Annotated in this window: 21 protein-coding genes and 1 pseudogene; 9 read left to right on the top strand and 13 right to left on the bottom strand. The window is 50.2% G+C overall.

Translation table 11 applies throughout. The features are described 5' to 3' along the window. The 6 genes from JU82_RS08790 to JU82_RS08815 all read left to right on the top strand — a co-directional run. A partial coding sequence (locus tag JU82_RS08790; RefSeq protein WP_037949517.1) for a rod shape-determining protein occupies window positions 1-564 on the top strand: 564 nt, incomplete at its 5' end. Beyond that, a complete protein-coding gene (gene mreC, locus JU82_RS08795; RefSeq protein ID WP_037949519.1) occupies window positions 557-1,318 on the top strand; it encodes a rod shape-determining protein MreC in 762 nt (253 codons plus the stop codon). The genes JU82_RS08790 and mreC, both read left to right, overlap by 8 nt. A gap of 57 nt (window positions 1,319-1,375) precedes the next feature. Beyond that, window positions 1,376-4,633, top strand: a complete 3,258-nt coding sequence (gene carB / locus JU82_RS08800; RefSeq protein ID WP_037949521.1) for a carbamoyl-phosphate synthase large subunit — start codon at window positions 1,376-1,378, stop codon at window positions 4,631-4,633. Between the two features lie 3 nt (window positions 4,634-4,636). After that, window positions 4,637-5,065 carry a hypothetical protein gene (locus JU82_RS08805; RefSeq protein WP_037949522.1) on the top strand — a complete coding sequence of 143 codons (429 nt, stop codon included), beginning with the start codon at window positions 4,637-4,639 and terminating at the stop codon, window positions 5,063-5,065. A gap of 19 nt (window positions 5,066-5,084) precedes the next feature. Further along, window positions 5,085-5,672: a hypothetical protein gene (locus JU82_RS08810; RefSeq protein WP_037949524.1), complete on the top strand. Its 588-nt coding sequence runs from the start codon at window positions 5,085-5,087 to the stop codon at window positions 5,670-5,672. Between the two features lie 3 nt (window positions 5,673-5,675). Further along, on the top strand, window positions 5,676-6,854 hold the full coding sequence (locus JU82_RS08815; RefSeq protein WP_037949525.1) for a glutathionylspermidine synthase family protein: 1,179 nt from the start codon (window positions 5,676-5,678) through the stop codon (window positions 6,852-6,854). Here JU82_RS08815 and JU82_RS08820 read toward each other — a convergent pair whose 3' ends face one another. From JU82_RS08820 to JU82_RS08865, 10 genes are all read right to left on the bottom strand, one after another. Then, entirely contained in the window at window positions 6,855-7,649 is a 795-nt protein-coding gene (locus JU82_RS08820) for an ABC transporter permease (RefSeq protein WP_037949527.1), read from the bottom strand. Further along, window positions 7,649-9,505 (bottom strand): flagellar hook-associated protein FlgK, encoded by a 1,857-nt coding sequence (flgK, locus tag JU82_RS08825; protein WP_037949530.1) that lies wholly within the window; start codon window positions 9,503-9,505, stop codon window positions 7,649-7,651. Before flgK ends, JU82_RS08820 begins: the two co-directional genes overlap by 1 nt. Window positions 9,506-9,507: 2 nt before the next feature. After that, window positions 9,508-9,936, bottom strand: a complete 429-nt coding sequence (locus JU82_RS08830; protein WP_037949531.1) for a hypothetical protein — start codon at window positions 9,934-9,936, stop codon at window positions 9,508-9,510. 18 nt (window positions 9,937-9,954) lie between these two features. Next, a complete protein-coding gene (locus JU82_RS08835) occupies window positions 9,955-10,161 on the bottom strand; it encodes a flagellar biosynthesis anti-sigma factor FlgM (protein WP_037949534.1) in 207 nt (68 codons plus the stop codon). Between the two features lie 66 nt (window positions 10,162-10,227). After that, window positions 10,228-10,512 carry a rod-binding protein gene (locus tag JU82_RS08840; protein WP_037949535.1) on the bottom strand — a complete coding sequence of 95 codons (285 nt, stop codon included), beginning with the start codon at window positions 10,510-10,512 and terminating at the stop codon, window positions 10,228-10,230. Next, window positions 10,512-11,558, bottom strand: a complete 1,047-nt coding sequence (locus JU82_RS08845) for a flagellar basal body P-ring protein FlgI (protein WP_037949537.1) — start codon at window positions 11,556-11,558, stop codon at window positions 10,512-10,514. Before JU82_RS08845 ends, JU82_RS08840 begins: the two co-directional genes overlap by 1 nt. Before the next feature lie 52 nt (window positions 11,559-11,610). Then, on the bottom strand, window positions 11,611-12,198 hold the full coding sequence (gene rsmD, locus JU82_RS08850) for a 16S rRNA (guanine(966)-N(2))-methyltransferase RsmD (protein WP_037949539.1): 588 nt from the start codon (window positions 12,196-12,198) through the stop codon (window positions 11,611-11,613). Next, on the bottom strand, window positions 12,188-12,571 hold the full coding sequence (locus JU82_RS08855; RefSeq protein ID WP_037949541.1) for a hypothetical protein: 384 nt from the start codon (window positions 12,569-12,571) through the stop codon (window positions 12,188-12,190). The genes rsmD and JU82_RS08855 overlap by 11 nt, the downstream gene beginning before the upstream one ends. Then, on the bottom strand, window positions 12,568-13,272 hold the full coding sequence (locus tag JU82_RS08860) for an exonuclease domain-containing protein (protein WP_037949543.1): 705 nt from the start codon (window positions 13,270-13,272) through the stop codon (window positions 12,568-12,570). The genes JU82_RS08855 and JU82_RS08860 overlap by 4 nt, the downstream gene beginning before the upstream one ends. After that, window positions 13,266-13,709 carry a hypothetical protein gene (locus tag JU82_RS08865; RefSeq protein ID WP_037949546.1) on the bottom strand — a complete coding sequence of 148 codons (444 nt, stop codon included), beginning with the start codon at window positions 13,707-13,709 and terminating at the stop codon, window positions 13,266-13,268. The genes JU82_RS08860 and JU82_RS08865 overlap by 7 nt, the downstream gene beginning before the upstream one ends. 83 nt (window positions 13,710-13,792) lie before the next feature. On the opposite strand from JU82_RS08865, the gene murA reads away from it, so the two are divergent. Then, a complete protein-coding gene (gene murA / locus JU82_RS08870; protein ID WP_037949548.1) occupies window positions 13,793-15,055 on the top strand; it encodes a UDP-N-acetylglucosamine 1-carboxyvinyltransferase in 1,263 nt (420 codons plus the stop codon). A 15-nt stretch (window positions 15,056-15,070) separates the two neighbouring features. On the opposite strand, the gene purL is transcribed toward murA, so the two are convergent. From purL to JU82_RS08885, 3 genes are all read right to left on the bottom strand, one after another. Then, on the bottom strand, window positions 15,071-17,284 hold the full coding sequence (gene purL / locus JU82_RS08875) for a phosphoribosylformylglycinamidine synthase subunit PurL (protein ID WP_037949550.1): 2,214 nt from the start codon (window positions 17,282-17,284) through the stop codon (window positions 15,071-15,073). A 75-nt stretch (window positions 17,285-17,359) separates the two neighbouring features. Beyond that, the gene (greA, locus tag JU82_RS08880) at window positions 17,360-17,887 is read right to left on the bottom strand and encodes a transcription elongation factor GreA (protein WP_037949551.1); all 528 of its coding nucleotides are present in this window, start codon (window positions 17,885-17,887) and stop codon (window positions 17,360-17,362) included. Between the two features lie 2 nt (window positions 17,888-17,889). Continuing rightward, complete coding sequence (locus JU82_RS08885; protein ID WP_037949553.1) at window positions 17,890-18,216, bottom strand: hypothetical protein; 327 nt, start codon at window positions 18,214-18,216, stop codon at window positions 17,890-17,892. 70 nt (window positions 18,217-18,286) lie between these two features. On the opposite strand from JU82_RS08885, the gene JU82_RS08890 reads away from it, so the two are divergent. Both JU82_RS08890 and JU82_RS08895 read left to right on the top strand, forming a co-directional pair. Beyond that, window positions 18,287-20,236: a ribonuclease R family protein gene (locus JU82_RS08890; protein ID WP_037949556.1), complete on the top strand. Its 1,950-nt coding sequence runs from the start codon at window positions 18,287-18,289 to the stop codon at window positions 20,234-20,236. Further along, window positions 20,229-20,747, top strand: a pseudogene (locus JU82_RS08895) (DNA polymerase III subunit delta); the annotation flags it as partial. The gene JU82_RS08890 and the pseudogene JU82_RS08895, both read left to right, overlap by 8 nt.

Here is a 20,747-nt window from a genome sequence, read left to right on the forward strand (position 1 = left end):
GGGAACATTGTCGTCGATATCGGAGGGGGAACGACCGAAATCGGCGTTATCTCTCTGGGCGGTCTGGTACTGTGCCGCTCGATCCGTATCGCGGGTGACAAGATCGACCGCGCCATCATGGATTACGTCAAACGCAAATACAACCTGCTCATCGGTGAGCGTATCGCCGAAGACATCAAGATCAATATCGGAACGGCAATGCCGCTTCACCAAGAGCTCAAAATGATCATCAACGGCCGCGATCAGGTCGAAGGGCTTTTGACCTCCATCGAACTGACCAGCGAAGATGCGCGCGAAGCAATGCGTGAACCGCTCAAAGAGATTCTCGAAGCGGTACGTGACGTGTTGGAGAACATGCCGCCTGACCTTGCCGGAGACATCGTCAACAACGGTGTTATTCTGACCGGAGGCGGAGCATTGATCCGTCAATTGGACAAATACATTTCTGAAATCATCAAAATCCCGGTGTACGTCGCCGATGAACCGTTGCTCTGTGTCGCACGCGGAACCGGACGTGCCCTAGAGGAGATCGACCAACTCCACGAGCTGTTCGATAATGAATAAACAAAAACTGAGCGTTATCCTTTTGCTTGCCCTTGCGGTAAGCGGAGCACTCTACTTCACGGGACTGCTGCAATCCCCCATACTTCGTCTGACATCAGCACTCAAAACATCGTATCATGAAGCAACCGAGACCGTCGACCACGCAATCGACGAACATTTCAACCAACAACGGACGATCATCGATCTACGCGCGAAAAACCGCTTCTACGAACTGGAATTGCTCTCTTTGCATCAAGTTGCCGACGAATACCAAAAACTGTTGCGTGAGCACAACAGCACCATCCACAACGATACAAACGTCACACTGGTACGGGCCCTTTCGTATGTCCGCTTCGGCGATCCCCACAAATTGTGGATCGAAATGGAGACGTTTAATCCGAAATCGGTCTATGGGCTTTTGTACCGCGGATATGCGGCAGGTATCGTCGTTGCCAACAACGGACGTCCGATGGCATTGCTTAACGGTGATGTCAAAAGCTCCTACGCCGTGACCGTCGGAAACAACATAGCCCCCGGAATCGTCCGAGGCAATAACAGCAAACGGGTCATTGTCGAATTCATCCCGACCTGGATTCCGATCGCTGTCGGAGACGAAGTGCTTACCTCCGGCCTCGACAAGATTTTTTTAGCCGGCCTTAAAGTGGGAAAAGTCGTATCGATCTCAAAAGCGCAGGGGTACCAAAGCGCCGTTGTCGAACCGTATTTCTACGGTAAGAATCCTGCCTATTTTCATGTGATCACCAAGGTCAGATAATCCGATTTTAAGTGCCTTTTCCCTATAATATACAAATTTTTTGTATGAGGGGTCTCAATGCCAAAACGCGACGACATCAAAACGATATTACTCATCGGATCAGGCCCGATCGTCATCGGTCAAGCCTGCGAATTCGACTACTCCGGAACACAAGCGGTCAAAACGCTCAAAGAGTTAGGATATCGCGTCGTTTTGATCAACTCCAATCCGGCAACCATCATGACCGACCCCGAGTTTGCCGACCGCACGTATATCGAACCGATCAAACCCGAAATCATCGCCGAGATCATCAAAAAAGAGAACGTCGATGCGATCCTTCCGACGATGGGAGGCCAAACCGCTCTTAATGCCGCCATGCAAATGCATGAAAAAGGGATGCTTGAGGGGATCGAATTTTTGGGTGCCAACCCTGCCGCGATCAAAAAAGGGGAAGACCGCCAGGCCTTCAAAGAGGCAATGATCAAAATCGGCATGGACCTACCGATCTCCCGTTACGCGTACAACATGGACGAAGCGATGGCAGCTGCCGAAGCAATCGGGTTCCCCATCATCATCCGCGCGTCGTATACCCTCGCGGGAGGCGGAAGCGGCGTTGCATACAACATCGACGAATTCAAGCTTCTCGCCCAGCGCGGGCTGGACGAATCTCCGATCACCGAAATCCTGATCGAAGAGTCGCTTCTTGGATGGAAAGAATACGAGATGGAGGTTATCCGCGACCGCAACGATAACTGTATCATCGTCTGTTCCATCGAAAACTTTGATCCGATGGGAGTTCACACCGGCGACTCCATTACGATTGCACCGGCCCTGACCCTTACCGATAAAGAGTATCAGCGTATGCGTGACGCATCGTTCGCGATTCTTCGTGAAATCGGCGTTGACACGGGCGGATCAAACGTACAGTTCTCTGTCAATCCTGCGACGGGACGTATGATCGTTATTGAAATGAATCCCCGCGTATCACGTTCATCCGCACTCGCATCCAAAGCAACCGGTTATCCGATTGCTAAAGTCGCAACCTTGCTCGCCGTCGGATTTACCCTTGATGAGATCACCAATGACATCACGGGGACACCTGCGGCGTTCGAGCCGGTCATCGACTATATCGTTACCAAAGTCCCCCGCTTCACCTTTGAAAAATTCCCGGAAGCCGAATCAACTCTCACGACAAGCATGAAATCGGTCGGGGAAGCGATGGCCATCGGGCGAACGTTTAAAGAATCGGTCCAAAAAGCACTTTGCTCACTCGAAACAGGCCTGAGCGGATTTGACCCTATCGAAGGAGACCTTGAATTCGTCAAACACGAAATTCGCCGCCCGAACGCCGAGCGCATCCTCTACGTCGCGCAAGGGTTCCGCATGGGTCTTAGTATCAGCGACATCTTCGAACTTTCCAAAATCGATCCGTGGTTCCTTGCCCAAATTGAAGAGATTGTTGCGCAGGAAAAAAATATCACAACGGCAACCCTTAGCGACGAAGCACAGCTTCGCCGACTGAAAACCGAAGGGTTCTCCGACAAAAATATCGCGCGCCTCATCACGCAAAACGGCGGAAGCGCCAAAGAAGCGGACATTTACAATGCACGCAAGGCGATGGGAATCGCGTTTGAGTATAACGAAGTCGATACGTGTGCCGCAGAATTCGGCTCATTAACGCCGTATCTGTATTCGACCACCAACATCACCCGTTTTGGTCTTCAGGCTCCGCGCCTAAGCAACAAGAAAAAAGTGATGATCCTCGGTGGAGGCCCTAACCGTATCGGTCAGGGGATCGAGTTCGACTACTGCTGCGTACATGCTTCCTTCGCCCTCAAAGAAATGGGGATCGAAACGATCATGGTCAACTGTAACCCCGAAACGGTATCCACCGACTACGACACCTCCGATGTCCTTTATTTCGAACCGATCGATTTCGAGCACATCCGCTCCATCGTCGAAGCCGAACAGCCTGACGGGATCATCGTACATTTCGGAGGTCAGACACCGCTGAAACTTGCAAACGGATTGCACGAGATCGGCGCCAAAATTGCCGGAACCTCAGCCGAAGTCATCGATCTGGCTGAAAACCGCGAAAAATTCTCGGCATTCGTCATCGAAAAAGGACTTAAACAACCTGAAAACGGCATCGCAATGACCAAAGAAGAAGCGTTTGCCGTTGCTGAAAAACTGGGCTATCCGGTTCTCGTGCGTCCCTCATACGTTCTAGGCGGACGGGCAATGCGTATCGTCTACAACGAAGACGAACTTCGCACCTATATGGATGTCGCCGTATCGGTCAGCAACGACTCTCCCGTACTCGTCGACAAATTCCTCGATCAGGCTGTCGAACTTGACGTCGATGCAATCAGTGACGGAAAAGAGGTCTACATCGGTTCCGTCATGCAGCACATCGAAGAAGCCGGCATCCACTCGGGCGACAGCGCATGTTCTCTCCCTCCGGTAGGGCTTAGCGACGAACTCAAAGCACAAGTCGAGCAGCAAACCAAAACCATCGCGCTGGGACTGGGAGTCATCGGACTTCTCAACATCCAGTACGCGATCTACCGCAACGAGATTTACCTTATCGAAGTCAATCCGCGTGCGTCACGCACCGTTCCGTTTGTCTCCAAAGCGACCGGTATGCCATTGGCAAAAGTCGCTACCCGTGTTATGCTGGGCGATACCCTTCGCAATGCGTTGGCATACTATGACAACTACAATATCGTGATGGAAGAAAGCGGCCTTCTCAAACCGCGCCTCAAAGGGCATGTCGCGATTAAAGAAGCGGTTTTCCCGTTCAACAAACTCTACGGTGCCGATCTGGTTCTCTCTCCTGAGATGAAATCGACCGGCGAAGTCATGGGCATCAGCAGTAACTTCGGCGTCAGCTTCGCCAAAAGCCAGCTGGCGGCCGGCAATAAAATCCCGACATCGGGAACCTGCTTTTTGTCGTTCATCGACGGAGACAAAAAACATGCGGCCGAAATTGCACGCGGACTGCAAGCTCAAGGCTTCAAACTCATCGCGACCCGCGGAACGCAAAAAGTGCTGGAAGAAGCGGGAATTGAATGCGAAGCGGTTCTGAAAATTTCTGAAGGGCGCCCGAACATCGAAGATGTCATGAAAAACGGCGAAATCGCGTTGGCGATCAATACCTCCGATAATCAAACGGCCAAAAAAGATGCCGAGCAAATCCGTCAAATCGTTCTAAGAATGGGTATCCCGTATTTCACGACTCTCAGTGCGGCACGCGCAGCCATCGAAGCGATGGGACACATGAAAGACGACAGCTGGATGTCTCCTAACGCACTGCAAGACTATCTCTGCTTATAAGTCATGCCTATATTCCTTGCCCAGACCGATACGACCGTCGGTTTTCTCTCCCAGAGCGCCGATCGCCTCTACGAGGCAAAAGGGCGTAATCAGGGCAAACCTTTTTTAAAAGTTTTTTGCGAACTTCGTACTTTGCAAACCCAGATACGGATTCCGAAAGCGCATAAGCGCCGCGTCCGCTATGCCCGCAAAAGTACCTTCATCGTTAAAAATCAGGCTTTCCGTTACGTTACCGATCCCGAACACGCGGCAATGATACGTCCGTTCGATTGGCTGTATTCGACCTCTGCCAACGAAAGCGGCGGCTCTTTCGATCCGCAATTTTGCAGCGAACGAGCCGACCGCATCATTGAAGATGCCCGCGGCATGTGCGAGCAAAGCCCGTCAAAAATTTACCGTCTCGGACGTAACCGGGTCGTACGCCTACGATAAAACTCATCAAGGAAAAAAAATGAAACATATTTTTAATGCCAAAACCGCCTTTTTAGGTTCATTCAGCCTCGTTCTTATGAGCGCGCTCAGCGGATGCCAAAGTGCCCCGGAAGAAAAACCTGCCGAGCAAGCCGAAGGTCAAAACAAATTCCTTGTCGTGGAACAGCAACCTGACGGTAAATACGTCGTCGTCGAAGAGATGCCGACTACCGGCCCCAGCCGTGCCATTATCAAAGAGACCGACGAAAACGGTACCGTCACCGAACGTGTCATGAGCGAAGCGGAGATGAAGGCACTGGCCCAGCAGGAATACGACAAAATGCAGGCGGGACAGTCCGAGCTTAACGCCGAACCTCAAGGCGAAGGGATGGGACTTGGCGGTACTATCCTTGCCGCAGCAGCCGGTGCGCTGTTGGGTAACGTGATCGGAAATGCGCTGATGAACAACTCCACCTTCCGCAAAAATCAGGATGCTTCCAACCGTTCCGCCTATCACCGCTCTGCCGGCGGCACAGGTTCTTCCGCTACTTCTGGGACGCAGAAAAAAAGCTATTTCGGCAACGATGCTTCCAAAACAACGACTGCCAGCAGCAGTTACGGGGGATAAACGATGGTATCTGTAGAAAAAGTCCGCTCAATCGATGATGGCGTACTGGAAAAGATCGGCTTCCACTGGCATACGGACAGCGATACGAGCAAGTACGTTGCCGACGAGTTGGTCGTGCTCAGCGATGCCGAAGCCGAAGCGTATTACGAAGCGGTCAATGAACTCTACGATATGTATGCTACCGCTGCCCAGCACGTCATCGACAACAACCTCTTTTTTGACCTCGGCATCCCCTTCAACCTGATCGATGCCATCAAAAAAAGCTGGGAAAACGACGTCCACTGGCATCTATACGGCCGCTTTGACCTCGCGGGAGGAATTGACGGCAAGCCGATCAAGCTGATCGAATTCAATGCCGACACTCCGACGGCTCTGTTTGAGACGACTATTGTGCAATGGGCGATTCTTCAACACAACGGAATGGATGAAGATCGGCAGTTCAACAATGTCTATCAGACCATCAGCGACAATTTCCGCCGCCTCGTCACCCTCTTTGACGACCCGAGCGATTTTGAACGTTATTACGACGGATGGAAAATCCTCTTTAGCTCGGCTAGCGGCAACATCGAAGAGGAACAGACGGTACGTCTTCTGCAACAGATGGCGATCGATGCGGGGTTCGAGACCGGATTCGAGCCACTGGGAGGCGTCAAGTTTGACGACGAGGGGATCTACGACAGTTCTGAAAATCCTTACGAGTACTGGTTCAAGCTTTTCCCGTGGGAAGACATCGCCATCGATGAACCGGAATTGGCAACCGTCCTCACTGCGATCATGAACAACCAAAAAGCGATCATTCTCAATCCGGCATATACTCTGCTGTTCCAGTCCAAAGGGATAATGAAAATCCTCTGCGATCTTTTCCCGGATTCCCCGTACCTGCTCAAAACCTCGTTCGAGCCGCTCAACGGAATCGCTCAAGTCGAAAAACGGATGTTCGGGCGCGAGGGTGCCAACGTGCGTATTATGGACGCTTCGGGAAGCGTCAGCGAGTCCAACGAAGGTCCGTACGGTAATTTCAAGCCCGTCTACCAAGAATACGTCGAATTCCCTAAAGATACCGCCGGCAACAGCTATCAGGCGGGAGTCTTTTTTGCGTATGAAGCGTGCGGATTAGGTTTCCGACGCGGAGGTAAAATATTGAACAATATGTCCAAATTTGTCGGTCACGTGTTGCGTTAACTAACGCACTTCTTTTTGATTCAGCTGCGCCTGCAACGCATTCGAGATATTCATTAATGCGAATGTGACTATAAAGATCATAAGCCCCGGGAAGAAACTCACCCACCACGCGATATCGATCACCTCTTTGCCCGTGCTGAGGATGCTCCCCCAGCTCATCTGCGGCGGCGTGATTCCAAGTCCCAAAAATGAAAGTCCCGACTCGGCCAGAATCGCTCCCCCTACCCCGAACGTAAAGCTGACCAATACGATGGGTGCGAGCAGCGGGGCGTAGTATTTGAAAATGATTTTGATCGGATGGACACGGGCGATCCGCAGAATACGGATAAAGGGCTTTGAGGAAATCGCGAAACTTTCCGATCGGATAAGCCGTGCCGTCCCCATCCATCCCGTAATCGAGATGATAAGGATCAATACCCACACCGACGCGTTCACGTAACTTACCAGCGTCAACAGCAAAAACAGCGTCGGAAACGTCAAAAACAGATCGACGACGACGATGAAGATTTTATCAAATCCGCCCCGCAGCAATGCGGCGCTCACTCCGTATGCCAAACCGATCAGCGTCGAAATCAGTGCGCTCATAAAACCGATGATGAGCGATACCTGCCCGCCTTCCATCATTCGGGCCAATACATCGCGTCCCAACCGGTCGGTACCGAACCAATGCATGCTTGATGGGGAGAGTAAAATAGCGTTTGTATCGAAATATTGAGGATCGGCCGTGTACATAAACGGCCCGATAAACGAGAAGACAATGACTCCCGCAAGGGAGACAATGCTAAAAGAGGTCATTACTGCTTGATGCCCAGCAACGTCGCCATCATCTGATCGATCGTCGTAATGACTTTGGCGGCGGCACCATACGATGTTTGATAGCGGATCAAGTTGGCCATCTCTTCGTCGATGCTTACTTTTGAAATCGAATCATGTTCCTGTTGAATCGCATTGTACTGCGCCGTAATCGTGTCGTTACTCAGGATGATCGAATTCGTCGTTGTCCCGACTCGTGTCACGAGGGAATCGTAATACCCGTACACTGTGTCACTGGTCGTTTGAGCGTTTTGCGAAAACGTGACGGATGAAAACTGCAATTCGACCATTGCGAGTGCCGTATGACTGTCACCGCTGACAGGAGCACCAAATCCTCTAATCGTCGTGGCGTCATTTTGTATGTCGATATTCAGGCTCAAATTTTTTGCACTGTTGCCGTCAAAGAAACGGCTAAGACCCGTAACCCCGGCAAAATTGGTCCCGTTATCCTCGATCGCAAACGTATACCCCTGTTCGGCAAGATTGCTTCCGGCTTTGAAATCGATGCGCAAAATATTTTGCGCGGTCCCGAACTGCGCTTCAAGCATATCGTCAATGTCGTTAAGCGCATTGTTATCGCCCGTATCGTCCATTGAAGCGTTGAGCTGCCCTACAATGCTGTTAGCAGGCGGTGCGGGCAAAGCACCCATCACGGTTGCATCATCAATCGTAATCGTTCTGCGAGCGGCAATGTTTCCGTCGATATCGTACACAACGATATCAAACGTCCCGGCTTTGAAATTTTCTCCGGTGCTGAGCAGGGCGTGTGTATCCGTGTACCCTTGAGACATTGATTGCATCGCCCCAGTCGCACTGGCGGCATACAGGTTGTTCGTCGCTTCGATCAGCCCTTTGGCAAAACTGTCCAGATTATCAATGGTTTCTTGCAAAAACCCGTCCTCAAACTCCCCGTCATCCCCGATAATTGAGCCGCGCAGTTCCAGCAACGCACCGATTTTTCCGCCTTTAACATCCTGCGCAAACGGCATTTGAACGCCATCTTGACGTTCGTAATAAAGGGTATTGTATCCCTTGGCACTGCTTGTGCTTTCAATCCCGATCGGATGGAAATGTGCACCGTCGACGATATTAAACCCGCCGACCAGAATCGTATAACTGCCTTCTTCGACCGCAATATTGCTGTCAACTCCATTGTTACTGACGGCACCGCCGACGACGACTTTGGCACCGATAAGTTCGGACAACGTCATTTCAAGCTGTGAGCGTTGATCTCGTAAATCATTGGCATTATTGATTCTGCCCGATTCGGCTTCGATAATCGATTTGTTGAGCCCGGCAATCTTTTCTGCGATACGATTGACTTCTTCGGTGTTCACCTTGACCTGATCATTGATCGAACTTTGCAAGGCTGCGACCTGATCTCTGGTTTGGCTAATATGCTGGGAGAGCGTCTGCGCCTGTTGGGCGAGCGATACTTTCAATGCGCTGTTTCCGGGATTGTTCGCAAGTGCCTGCCACCCGTCAAAATAGTTTTGCAAGTCTGCTTTGATACCGATATTGTCAATATCGGGAAAATAGGTTGAAAGCTCTTCCAGATGTTTTTTCATCGTATCGGAATACGACTTTGACTGAGCGGTACTGGCATAGCGGTTAAAGACGAAAGTATCGAAGATACGGACAATCTCGGTAATTTGCGCTCCGTTTCCGCGCTGCCCCGGATCGACATTGACCGGATACGCTGCGGCAGTGACTACCCGTTGGCGCGAATACCCCTCGGTTTCGGCATTGGAAATATTGTGTCCGGTCGTATCGATTCCCACCTGGGCCGCATTCAGCCCGCTGTATCCGATATGAAGCGCGTTGAAAATTGATGCCATCTTTACGCTCTCACTTCCAAAAATGACGCATCCGAAGAGGCTACTTTTTGATATCCGTCCATGTGGGTAGGTACGACCCGCTCAAGAAGCGTATTGTAAAAAGCGCCGACACTCAAAACCATTTTTGCGTATCGTTGATTGACTTCGCGCAGTTTGGAAAGATTTTGTTTGAGCAGATCGAGTTGCTGATGTTGTTCGTGATCTAAAAGTTCGCTAAGAGGCTTGGAAGGCTCGGCCGTCATAAGTTTTGAAATTTCACGATCGATCATCGCTTTTTTGTGTTCAAAACTTTTAATTTTTTCTTCTTTGATAGCCAAGCGTTCAAACTGCGGATTATGTTTGGCTTCTTTGATGTCGGCTATATCTTCTTCCGACAAAGTGATGAGGGCTTCCAATTCTTTGATTGCGCTTTGTAATTGATACGACAACATCATAAACTCCTGTTCGTGTTATGTCAGCTCTTGCGCTATGCGCTTTGCCAACGATTCGATATCGACACGGTATTCCCCTTTTTCGATAGAAGCTTTAAGCTCTTCGATCCGGCTTGTGTCACCTTGTTTTGTAATCGATTGAGCCGGTTTTTCCTGCTCTTTTGTTTTAAATGATGCTTCTGGGTAAGCACCTTTGATAAGTGAGCTGTTCACACTTGAGATCATGGTGAATCCTTCTTATTTGTCCGTTTATGATGTCTACCTACCATATCGGCAAAGAATCCAAAAAATTTAGTTTTTCACCCCTTTTTGGCTCAAATGTTCAAACAGCATCTGTGAAAACCCGAATCCCCCTGCACTGGCGTTGGAAAGTTCCTCGCGATACATCGATTTGAAGATTTTTTCTCCCGGATCATTGGCGCTGAAAAGGTTTTTTTCTTCTTTCATTGCCTCGTCCAGCATCATTTTGACGATGATCGCCTCGAACTGATCCGTTTTTTCCCGCAGGGCTGCATCCCCTTCTTTGGTTCCGATCGTCGGAACCGCTTTTTGATACTGTACGGTTGATACATCCATCAGATTACCTCCAAATCGACCGCAATGGCTCCGGCACTTTTCATCGCCTGCAAAATGGCAATCATCTCTTTGGGAGTTGCCCCAAGCTTTTGAAGTGATCGGGCGATGTTGGCGACCGTTGTCGTCCCTTTTTCGGTGTATATCTCGTTTTCGTTCAGCCCGATCACAAGACTTTTATCCATTGCGACGCTTCCTGCCGGAGTGCTGACCGCATTTTGAGAGAGCACTTTTACGGTCATGTCTCCTTGGGTAATGACAACCGGCTTGACTTCGACATCCACACCTGCGACAATCGTTCCGGTCCGCTCGTTGATGATAATCTTTTGTTCTTGCGCATAGCTGATGTCCATGTTTTGCACTTCTGCCAAAAACTCGACCATTGAGCGGTTTTTAGGAAGATCCAGCTTGATCGTGCGCGAATCGAGCGCCGTTGCAAGCGCACCTTTGTATTTTGCGTTGATGGCGTTTTGGATGGCTACGGCATTGGAAAAATTAGACGTTTTCAACGATAGGGTCGCGTTTTGCTGATGATAAAGGTCCTGCTGAATTTCACGCTCGACCAATCCGCCGCCGTAGACCATACCGGCGGTCGGATGCGATTCCGCACCCGCGCCTCTTTCGTTTTTGCCGCCGATGCTGATCGGTCCTTGCGCCAGAGCGTAGATTTTTCCATCCACCCCTTTGAGCGGGGTCATCAAAAGCGTCCCCCCCTCGAGCGATTTGGCATCTCCGATGGAAGAGACGACGACGTCAAACGTGTCCCCCTGACGGGCGAAAGGGGCGAATTTAGCCGTAACGACGACGGCGGCGACGTTTTTGGATTTGATATCGACGGGATTCATATCGATGTTCATCGCTTTAAGCATGTTCGCAATGGATTGAAGGGTAAATTTCGACGTTGTCCCGTCCCCGGTTTTTTTCAAACCGACGACAAGCGAATATCCGATAATCTGATTGTCCCGCACGCCGACGACATTGGCTATTTCACCGATCCGTGCGGCTTGCAATGATGAGAGTAGAAGAAAAATTAGTACGATTAATCTCATGCTTGTCCTTTGTAACGTACAAGGAAAAAGCAAAGTTCATTCCAAAAAAGGATTACGCGTAGTAGGTCAGTGAGGTTTTCCCGAATTTTTTTGTTTTGATCCGATTGTACAGGCCGATCGTCTCGGGCAGTTCAAGGGTACTCATGTGCTCGATGATAAACAATCTCGCACATTCGGGAGGAAAAGACGCGATCAGATGCAGCGTCTTATCGTAAATTTCTTCCATCCCTTCACGGTATGAAAAGGGAGGATCGACATAAATAAAAGCGCTCTCACCCAGTGCTTCGAGCCGTTTTTTAACCTGAGCGATATTGGCAAAACTGTCTCCTTCGTACACTTCGCATGCAGAGGGATCGGTTTGGGCAATGTTTTGGCGCAGCGTTTTCACCGCATCACGGTCTTTTTCCATAAAAAATATTTTTTTGGCTCCGCGGCTAAGTGCTTCGAGCCCGACGGAACCGCTTCCCGAAAACACTTCGACAACCGTCGCATCGATAATATCAAACTGGATCGTATTAAAAAATGACTCCAAAACGATCGCTTTGGAACTGCGCGTCGTCTCTTTGGAAGGGAGTTTGAGCGTCTTGCCTTTGAATTTTCCGGCAATGATTTTTTTGGTCAGCGGAGGATTATTTTTCATAAAATGCACGTATCGCTTTGAGAATGTTGGATTGGTATTCACGCGTCAGTTTCTCGATGTGGCGTTCGAGGACTTCGAAACTGACCCCTTCTTCTTCAGCGGGTACAAAAGTTTCTTCCATCGTGTCGGCCGGGGCATGTTTCAGCGATTCAACCTTTTGCGTAAGCGCGTGAAGCAGCTGTGCTTTTGAAAACGGCTTGATCAGATCGGACGATTCGGATGAGCCGATGGTGAAGGTCAGGCGGTTCTCATCTCGTATCTCTTTGTCCCGAATCAGAATATCGCACTGGCGGATCGAGCTTAACTGCCCTTCCAAAAAAAGTTCCAATGAACGCTGTAACAACGGAGAATCGCATTGAATGGCTACTTTCACGGTACTTCCCTCAAAAAATGTTCGATACTGTAGCGTAAATCTTCGTCCATGTCCACCAGCGACTCGAGCATCCACTTGAGGTATCCCGGGTCTTTGAGGGCGATCTCTTCGATACGGCGCTTGGCATATTTGCCGAACGGAAGGCGGTTTAGCAGTACGTGACTTTGGGAAATTTCCACCAATTTTTCATGATCGGCCAGATCAAGCAGATACGCATAGAGCATCTTCACATGAAGTGCATCGCTCAGGGGATGATGCGGAGTGATGCCTACTCCGAAAGACGCGAAAAATTCCTCTTCTTCCCGATACAGCCGCAGTTCGTAGCGCAGAAACTGCAGACTGTACCCGTCCAGATCGTCCATCAGCGCTTTGGCGCATTTGAGGGTATCGATAATCTCCCCCTTCCACTGCACTCCCTCTTTTATCAGCATCGCGATATCAAACGGAGCATTATGGGAGATCAGAACATTCGATTCCTCATTCAGTTCTTTGAGCCGCCGATAGCTGTTGGAATCGGCGAATACAGGAGCATCTTTGAGCATTTCGTTCGTAATCTGATGAATGGCAGAAGCGGCAGGAGGAATTTTACGCCCCGGATGGATTAATTCATAATAAGGAGAGTTTTCTTGCACCATTCCGACGGCGCAGATGCGATCGGAAGTTTCCACTCCCGTTGTTTCGGTATCAAAAAAGATCAGCATGCTTCTTCATCGTTCAATGCTTTTAACTGTCCCATCAGATCGTGATAGTGCTCCAGCGTTCGAAAGCTTTTCTCAAACCGCCATCCGAGCACAAAAGCGATAATGCCCTTTTTCTGTTCCGGCGAGAGCTTTTCAACCCGTCCGTAATAGGCAAGCGAAATGTTTTTATTTTTGACTTTGGCTTCTTTGTCGTACATAATCCCGATAACCTGGGCATATTTGCCCTCTTTAATGGCTCCCAGATCCTCGTCAGAGAGGGAAATTCCGGAGAGGTTGATCGCTTTGAACGCAAACAGATCCTCAAATGCGGCTACCTTTTTATCGATACCCAGTTGCTGATACAGTCGTTCAAGTTCTTTGATATTTTTTTTGCGTTCCAACTCATAACTGGAGATTTGTGCGGTCAGGTTTTTGAGGCGATCGAGGGCTGAACTCACATATTCTCCTTTGGACACTTAAATTTTGATAATTTTAACGAACATTGACTTATAATATCAAACTTTTTTTATTTGGGAATTTTATGGACTATCTACGTATTCAAGGCCCCACTAAGCTTCAAGGAACCGTTGTCATCTCCGGCGCTAAAAACGCGGCGTTGCCTCTCATCACATTGGCACTGCTGGCTCACAACAAGGTTAAGATGGCCAATATGCCCGAAGTGGCCGATATCAAGACGCTGCTAAAACTTCTGCAAAACCTCGGGGCAAGCTGCACTCTCCAAGACCATATTCTGAACATTGACACGTCAACCGTCCATCACACGATGGCAAATTACGACATAGTCAAAACGATGCGTGCGTCGATTCTGGTTCTGGGTCCGCTTCTGGCCCGTTTCGGTCACTGCGAAGTCTCACTGCCGGGCGGATGTGCGATCGGACAACGCCCGATCGATCTGCACCTCAAAGCGCTTGAACAAATGGGGGCCGAAATCACAATCCACGCCGGATACGTCCATGCCGTAGCGCCAAACGGGCTAAAAGGCGCCCACATCATTTTCGACAAAATCACCGTCACCGGCACCGCCAACATCGTCATGGCCGCTGCCCTTGCCCACGGTAAGACAACCCTCACCAACTGCGCACGCGAGCCGGAAGTTGTACAGCTATGTGAAATCCTCCGTGACAGCGGAATCGATATCACTGGTATCGGTACCTCCGAACTGACCATTGTCGGTACGGGCGGAAAAACGATCGATATGGTCGATTTTGAAGTCATTCCCGACCGTATCGAAGCGGGTACTTATCTGTGTGCCGGTGCTATTACCGACTCTACCATCACGTTGGAAAATGTTCGTCCCGATCATCTCGATGCGGTAACGGCAAAACTTGAACAAATGGGATGCCGTATCGAGTGCGACGAAACCACTATGACGATTCATCCCGCTACAGAGCTCAAGCACGTTAATATCGTGACGCAAGAGTATCCTGCATTCCCTACTGATATGCAGGCACAGTTTATGGCTCTAGCGACCCGTGCAACAGGAGCCAGCACTATCGAAGAGCGATTGTTTGAAAACCGTTTCATGCATGTCAGCGAATTGCAGCGTCTCGGTGCGGAGATCAAACTCAGCGGGCATACGGCTACCGTTATCGGGCCATGCGAGCTGTTCGGAGCCGATGTCATGGCAACCGATTTGCGTGCTTCGAGTGCACTCGTTCTTGCGGCTATGGCAGCAGAAGGAACGACAAACGTCCACCGTATCTATCATCTTGATCGCGGATATGAAAATTTAGAGCAAAAGCTACGCGCATTGGGCGCAAAAATTGAGAGATTAAAAGAGTAAAAACAAAAAGGGATCTTAAAGATCCCCTTCGATGACTTTTTGGAACATCCCGTAATAGATATTTTGCATATCGGCGAGATTCATTTTCACATCATTCACTGCAAACTCTTTTCCACCTACGCTACCGATTTTTGACCACGCTAACGCACCTGCCATCGCTTCGAACGCGGCGCAGTTTTCAGGTGAGACTTCGATAATGGCGCGAGACATACTCTCAGCAAAAATATCGCGAGCATCACTAACAGATATTGCGGCTTGTACCCCTTTATCACTCACACACGCCATTTTGGCCAGTGCGATTGCCACACCGCCGGCGCTGCAGTCTTTGGCCGAAGCAAGAAGCCCTTTTTTATTTGCCTCGATGACCAGATTCCACAACGCGCGCTCTTTGTTGTAATCGATCACAGGAAGAGTCCCCGCTACGACGTTGTAAAGTTCTTTCATGTAAAGCGATCCGCCGAATTCGGATTTGCTCTCACCGACAAGGTACAAAATATTCCCCTCTTTTTGAAACGCAGAAAGAAGAACTTTGTTCTGGTCTTCGTTTACACCGACCATGGCAATTGAGGGAGTCGGGAAAACCGATTTGCCGTTCGTTTCGTTATACAGCGATACGTTACCGCCGATAACCGGGGTGTTCAGTTCGGCACACGCTTCTTTAATCCCCAAACATCCTTGGCCGAATTGCCACATAACTTCAGGATTTTCAGGATTTCCGTAGTTTAGACAGTCGGTAATCGCTTTAGGCGTTGCACCGCTCATTGCGACATTACGGCCGCTTTCGATGACTGCGGCTGCCGCTCCACCTTTTGGATCGATGTAGCAGAAACGAACATTACAGTCCGCACTCATTGCAAGCGCGACACCGTTCTCTTTAACACGGATAACGGAGGCATCCAGTTCGCCCCCTTTTTTAACCGTATTGGTCTGTACCATCGAATCGTACTGCTGATAGATCCATCCTTTATCGACTACTTCCATCGAACGGATCAGTTTTTCAAAAGCACTCTGATTGTCAACAGCATCGAAATCGTTTAGTGTCACTTTGGCGACCTCATCAAGATAGGCCGGACGGCTCATCGGACGATCCAATACCGGAGCCTCTTCGCTCACGGGATCAACCGGGACTTCGGCACATTTCTCACCGTGCCAGAACAATTCCATTTTCCCCGTAGCCGTTACTTCACCGATGACGGCACAGTCAAGATCCCATTTCTCGAAAATATCGATGATCGCCTGTTCGGAGCCTTTTTTCGCACAGATCAGCATACGTTCCTGCGACTCGGAGAGCATGAACTCATAGGGCATCATCCCCTCTTCGCGTGCCGGAACCTTGTCAAGATGCATGATCATACCGCTTCCCGCACGTCCGGCCATTTCAAATGAACTCGACGTGAGTCCCGCAGCACCCATGTCCTGAATCCCTACGACGTAATCGGTTTTGAAAAGCTCCAGACACGCTTCGAGAAGCAGTTTTTCGGTAAACGGATCGCCCACCTGTACCGTCGGACGAAGGCTTTTAGACGCTTCGGTAAAGCTGTCCGAACTCATGACCGCACCGCCGAGACCGTCTCGCCCCGTTTTACTTCCGACGTAGATAACCGGGTTCCCGATCCCTTCTGCCTTACCGTAGAAAATCTCGTCGCTTTTCGCTAACCCGAGAGTAAACGCATTGACAAGGATGTTGCCGTTATAACATTCATCGAAGCTCGTCTCGCCGCCGATCGTCGGAACCCCCATGCAGTTGCCGTATCCGCCGATGCCCGAAACGACGCCGCGTACGAGGTAGCGCTGGTGCGCACTGATATCGTCTTTGTTAAGCACGTTTCCGAAACGAAGTGCGTTCAAATTGGCGATCGGGCGGGCACCCATTGTAAAGACGTCACGCATGATCCCGCCGACGCCGGTTGCCGCACCCTGATACGGTTCGATGAAACTCGGATGATTATGGCTCTCCATTTTGAAAACCGCCGCATAACCGCCGCCGATATCGATGACACCCGCGTTTTCACCCGGTCCCTGGATAACCCACGGAGCTTTGGTCGGGAAACCGCTCAAATGTTTTTTAGACGATTTATAACTGCAGTGTTCACTCCACATCGCCGAAAAAATCCCGATTTCAACGAGGTTCGGTTCGCGTCCGAGGATTTTTTTAATATGGTCATAATCTCCAAGTGAGAGTTTATGCTGTTTTAGAACTTTTTCGATATCTGGAAGGGGAGTGCTCACGACAGTTTCCTTGAGTATTTCATAATTAGGTCGTGATTATACCAAAGGGTAATATTCACCCATCTTAAAGCGGTGTTATTTAAACCCGAAATCTTTTTCGGTGCGGATATTTTTTTTGAGTGAAAAGATATCGATATACGAAATCTCGATCACTTCATAATTCTTTCTTCCACTGGGGAGAGTGACGTTCAATTCATCCCCCTCTTCTCTTCCCAGCATAGAGCGTGCGAGAGGTGAATGAACCGAAATTAAGCCGTTTTCAGGCTCGCTTTCCAGCGTTCCGCAGATAGTGTACGAAAATTCCTCGTCATTATCCCCATCGCAAATTCGGATCGTCGCACCGAAATGAACACGGGTATGATCCAAAACGGACGGATCGATGATCTGTGCTTTTTCGATCATCGAGTTGAGATAAAAAAGCCGTTTGTCGATGTGACGCAGTTTCTCTTTGGCCGCATGGTACTCGGCGTTTTCACTCCGATCCCCCAACTCCGCCGCACGCTGTTTTTCCTGATTGACACGAGGTTTTTCGACGTCTTTGAGATATTTAAACTCGCGCAGCAGCTCATCATACCCTCTTGGGGTCATCGGTTCGACGTGCATTGTTATTTGGCAAATCCGAGGATGTAATAGGTCGGTTTCCCTTCGACTTTTTGAAGTTCCACTTTGTATTTGTCGGCGAAGTGGTTAATTTTCTCCAGCGCATCAGCCTTGCTGGTATCGCTTGTTGCATCGATTTTGATTTTGAAATAATCGTTGCTGTTGGAAAGGGCCACATACGATTCATCTGTTTTCAGCGCTTCGTGAAGATCCAAAATATGTTTGATGATTTTTTCATATCCGTGTGTACTACCTTCGATCCGTCCAAGCTGCAGGCTCAATGCTTCGTTTGGAGCATATCCGAGTTGGTTCAAAATTGCTTCATGCGTCATTAGGGAATTTCCTTTGTCAAATTAAAAGGTTATTCTAACATAGAAGTATTTACGGGCTATAATTCTTTTCATGAAATCACTCCTGATCCGCTTAACGCACGGTCTGTATGACCAAGACATCACCGAAACCGAACGCCCGTTAGTCCAACAATGGATGGGAATGAAACTCCTGCAGCACGAAAGCGGAGTATATCGTTTCGCATCGCAATACCGTGCGGGGATCGTCAGCCTCGCGCTGGAGCGGGGAGCCTACCTGCAAACCATCGGCGAAAGCATCCGCGACCATTTTATCGATGCGGCGAACCTGATGGGGGCCAAAAACGGTGATCTCGTTATTGCCCAGCGCCTTCTGGGCCGTCGGGGAGGCCCGCAGGCCAAAGTCGTTCTCATCGCCGGACGGAGCGAAACCTTCAGCGTCGCCGTCGTTGCCAATAAAAGCGGCGTATCAGTACTTCAGGACATCCGTACCTCCCACCCGGCCGGATTTGCCCTCTCCGATCTTCCCCACTCCGAAGAAGGCTCCTTGTACCAGATCAACAACCAAACAGGCCAAATCGCCGCGTATTTGGGGAACCTTTCCGATCCGAAAGTGGATGAGAAAATCGTCCTCGCCCTCTACAACAAACACGACGCGTTCGATGAAGAGGTGCTCGCCCAAGCGCGTGAATTCCCCAAAGAGGTCGACGCGTCGCTTTATCCGAACCGCCGCGATCTGCGCCACCTTCCGTTCTGCACGATCGATCCCGTCACCGCCAAAGACTATGACGACGCGATCTGCTACGTCGAAGAGACTTCCACCCTCTACGTCGCGATCGCCGACGTCAGCGAATACGTCAAACCCTTCGGAGCGATCGATGCCGAAGCGATCTACCGCAGTTTTTCGATCTATCTGCCCCACCGCTCGATTCCGATGCTGCCGCGCGAACTCAGCGAAACCCTCTGCTCGCTTCAGGGGCTTGTCGACCGCCTCGCCTACACTTTCGAGATGCGGATCAATCCGACAACGTACGAGATCGATTCTTTTGATCTGTATGAATCGATCATCCATTCCCACCGACGCTTCAGCTACGAAGAGATCGACGCGTTTTTGGAAGGGAATTTACAGGCCAAAACCGATAAAGAGGCCGCCGTTTTGGCCTACATCCCTGCACTCAACGACCTCACCCACAAACTGCGCGAAGAACGGATGAAAAAAGGGTACAACTTCCGCTCCAGCGAACTGGAGATGCGGATTGATGAAGAACAGCATATCGTTTCGACCGAATTCGCCGTCGAAACCCCTTCCCACGCACTTATCGAAGATTGTATGCTGCTCGCCAACAAAGCCGCCGCCTCGATGTACGAGCGGGGAGTATTCCGTATCCACGAACCCCCTAGCCCGCTCAAACTCCAAAGCCTCTATACCGAGCTGGCCTCCATCGGCATTTTCGTCGAATTCCAGACTTCGGTCAAAGAGACCATCACCGCCATACAAGCCGAAGCCGAAAAACGGGGACTTGTCAGCGAAGTCGACACCCTCATCATCCGCGCGCAGATGCAGGCGCGCTACGCCCCCTATAACGTCGGGCATTTCGGATTGGGATTCGAGCGCTATACCCATTTCACGTCGCCGATTCGCCGCTACAGCGATTTGATCGTGCACCGCCTGCTCAAAGCGATTCAGGCGCATGACACCGAAGAGGGTTCCTACGTCCTGCGCAACATCGAATCGCTCTGTACCTCGATCAGCGAAAAAGAGCGCGAAGCCAGTGACATCGAAATCCGCTTCCATGAACGCAAATTTGCCCGCTGGGCCGCCACCGTCATCGGTCAGGAATTCAAAGCCCGCGTCATGCGCGCCGAAGATGACATCTATGCCGAAATCCATGATGTTATCACGGGAGCGCAGGTCAACGTCACCGCCCATTTCGGACTCATGCTTTTCGATGACATCATCGTTCGAATCGACCACGCCGACCTTGCAACGGCTAAAATCACTGCATCATTTATACGAAAAATAGACAAGGACACGGATGAATAGACAGGATTTAGACCGTCATCTCCAAAACAACAGCGCACCGCGTGCGATGGCACTGTTCGGTGAGAGCCACTTTCTGATCGACCGTTACGCCCAGCGCCTGACGGCGATAGAGGGTGCATCGGCACTCAGCCTCTATTACGACGAATACGATTTCAACACCGCCAAAGCCCATCTCTCACAAGGTTCGCTCTTCGGCGACCAAAATCTCTTGATCGTCAAAAGCGAAAAAAAGCTCCCCAAAGGCGATCTGGACGCCCTCATCGAACTGGTTGGGAAAAATCCCGACAATACTTTTGTCTACTGCTACTACGGAGACGACGTCAAAGGGGCTGACAGTGCGTTCAAAGGCTCACATGCAGGGTCAGTGCGCTTTTTCCATCCGTATGCCAACGAAGCCCGCGCCATCCTGATTCAGGAAGCACAATCCATCGGAGTTGCTCTGGACAATCAGGCGGCATTTCATCTGCTGGATGTCCATACCGGAGATCTGGCCCTTGCTTGCAACGAGTTA

The organism is Sulfuricurvum sp. MLSB, assembly GCF_000747095.1.
Classification (GTDB): domain Bacteria; phylum Campylobacterota; class Campylobacteria; order Campylobacterales; family Sulfurimonadaceae; genus Sulfuricurvum.

Bases quoted from the DNA above. Each gene is read 5' to 3' on its own strand.
- JU82_RS08805 (WP_037949522.1), top strand. From the start codon at position 4,637: ATGCCTATATTCCTTGCCCAGACCGATACGACCGTCGGTTTTCTCTCC.
- greA (WP_037949551.1), bottom strand. From the start codon at position 17,887: ATGCACGTCGAACCGATGACCCCAAGAGGGTATGATGAGCTGCTGCGC.
- JU82_RS08890 (WP_037949556.1), top strand. From the start codon at position 18,287: ATGAAATCACTCCTGATCCGCTTAACGCACGGTCTGTATGACCAAGAC.
- JU82_RS08885 (WP_037949553.1), bottom strand. From the start codon at position 18,216: ATGACGCATGAAGCAATTTTGAACCAACTCGGATATGCTCCAAACGAA.
- JU82_RS08830 (WP_037949531.1), bottom strand. From the start codon at position 9,936: ATGTTGTCGTATCAATTACAAAGCGCAATCAAAGAATTGGAAGCCCTC.
- JU82_RS08810 (WP_037949524.1), top strand. From the start codon at position 5,085: ATGAAACATATTTTTAATGCCAAAACCGCCTTTTTAGGTTCATTCAGC.
- murA (WP_037949548.1), top strand. From the start codon at position 13,793: ATGGACTATCTACGTATTCAAGGCCCCACTAAGCTTCAAGGAACCGTT.
- JU82_RS08845 (WP_037949537.1), bottom strand. From the start codon at position 11,558: ATGAGATTAATCGTACTAATTTTTCTTCTACTCTCATCATTGCAAGCC.
- JU82_RS08840 (WP_037949535.1), bottom strand. From the start codon at position 10,512: ATGGATGTATCAACCGTACAGTATCAAAAAGCGGTTCCGACGATCGGA.
- rsmD (WP_037949539.1), bottom strand. From the start codon at position 12,198: ATGAAAAATAATCCTCCGCTGACCAAAAAAATCATTGCCGGAAAATTC.
- JU82_RS08835 (WP_037949534.1), bottom strand. From the start codon at position 10,161: ATGATCTCAAGTGTGAACAGCTCACTTATCAAAGGTGCTTACCCAGAA.
- flgK (WP_037949530.1), bottom strand. From the start codon at position 9,505: ATGGCATCAATTTTCAACGCGCTTCATATCGGATACAGCGGGCTGAAT.
- mreC (WP_037949519.1), top strand. From the start codon at position 557: ATGAATAAACAAAAACTGAGCGTTATCCTTTTGCTTGCCCTTGCGGTA.
- JU82_RS08860 (WP_037949543.1), bottom strand. From the start codon at position 13,272: ATGCTGATCTTTTTTGATACCGAAACAACGGGAGTGGAAACTTCCGAT.
- carB (WP_037949521.1), top strand. From the start codon at position 1,376: ATGCCAAAACGCGACGACATCAAAACGATATTACTCATCGGATCAGGC.
- JU82_RS08815 (WP_037949525.1), top strand. From the start codon at position 5,676: ATGGTATCTGTAGAAAAAGTCCGCTCAATCGATGATGGCGTACTGGAA.
- JU82_RS08820 (WP_037949527.1), bottom strand. From the start codon at position 7,649: ATGACCTCTTTTAGCATTGTCTCCCTTGCGGGAGTCATTGTCTTCTCG.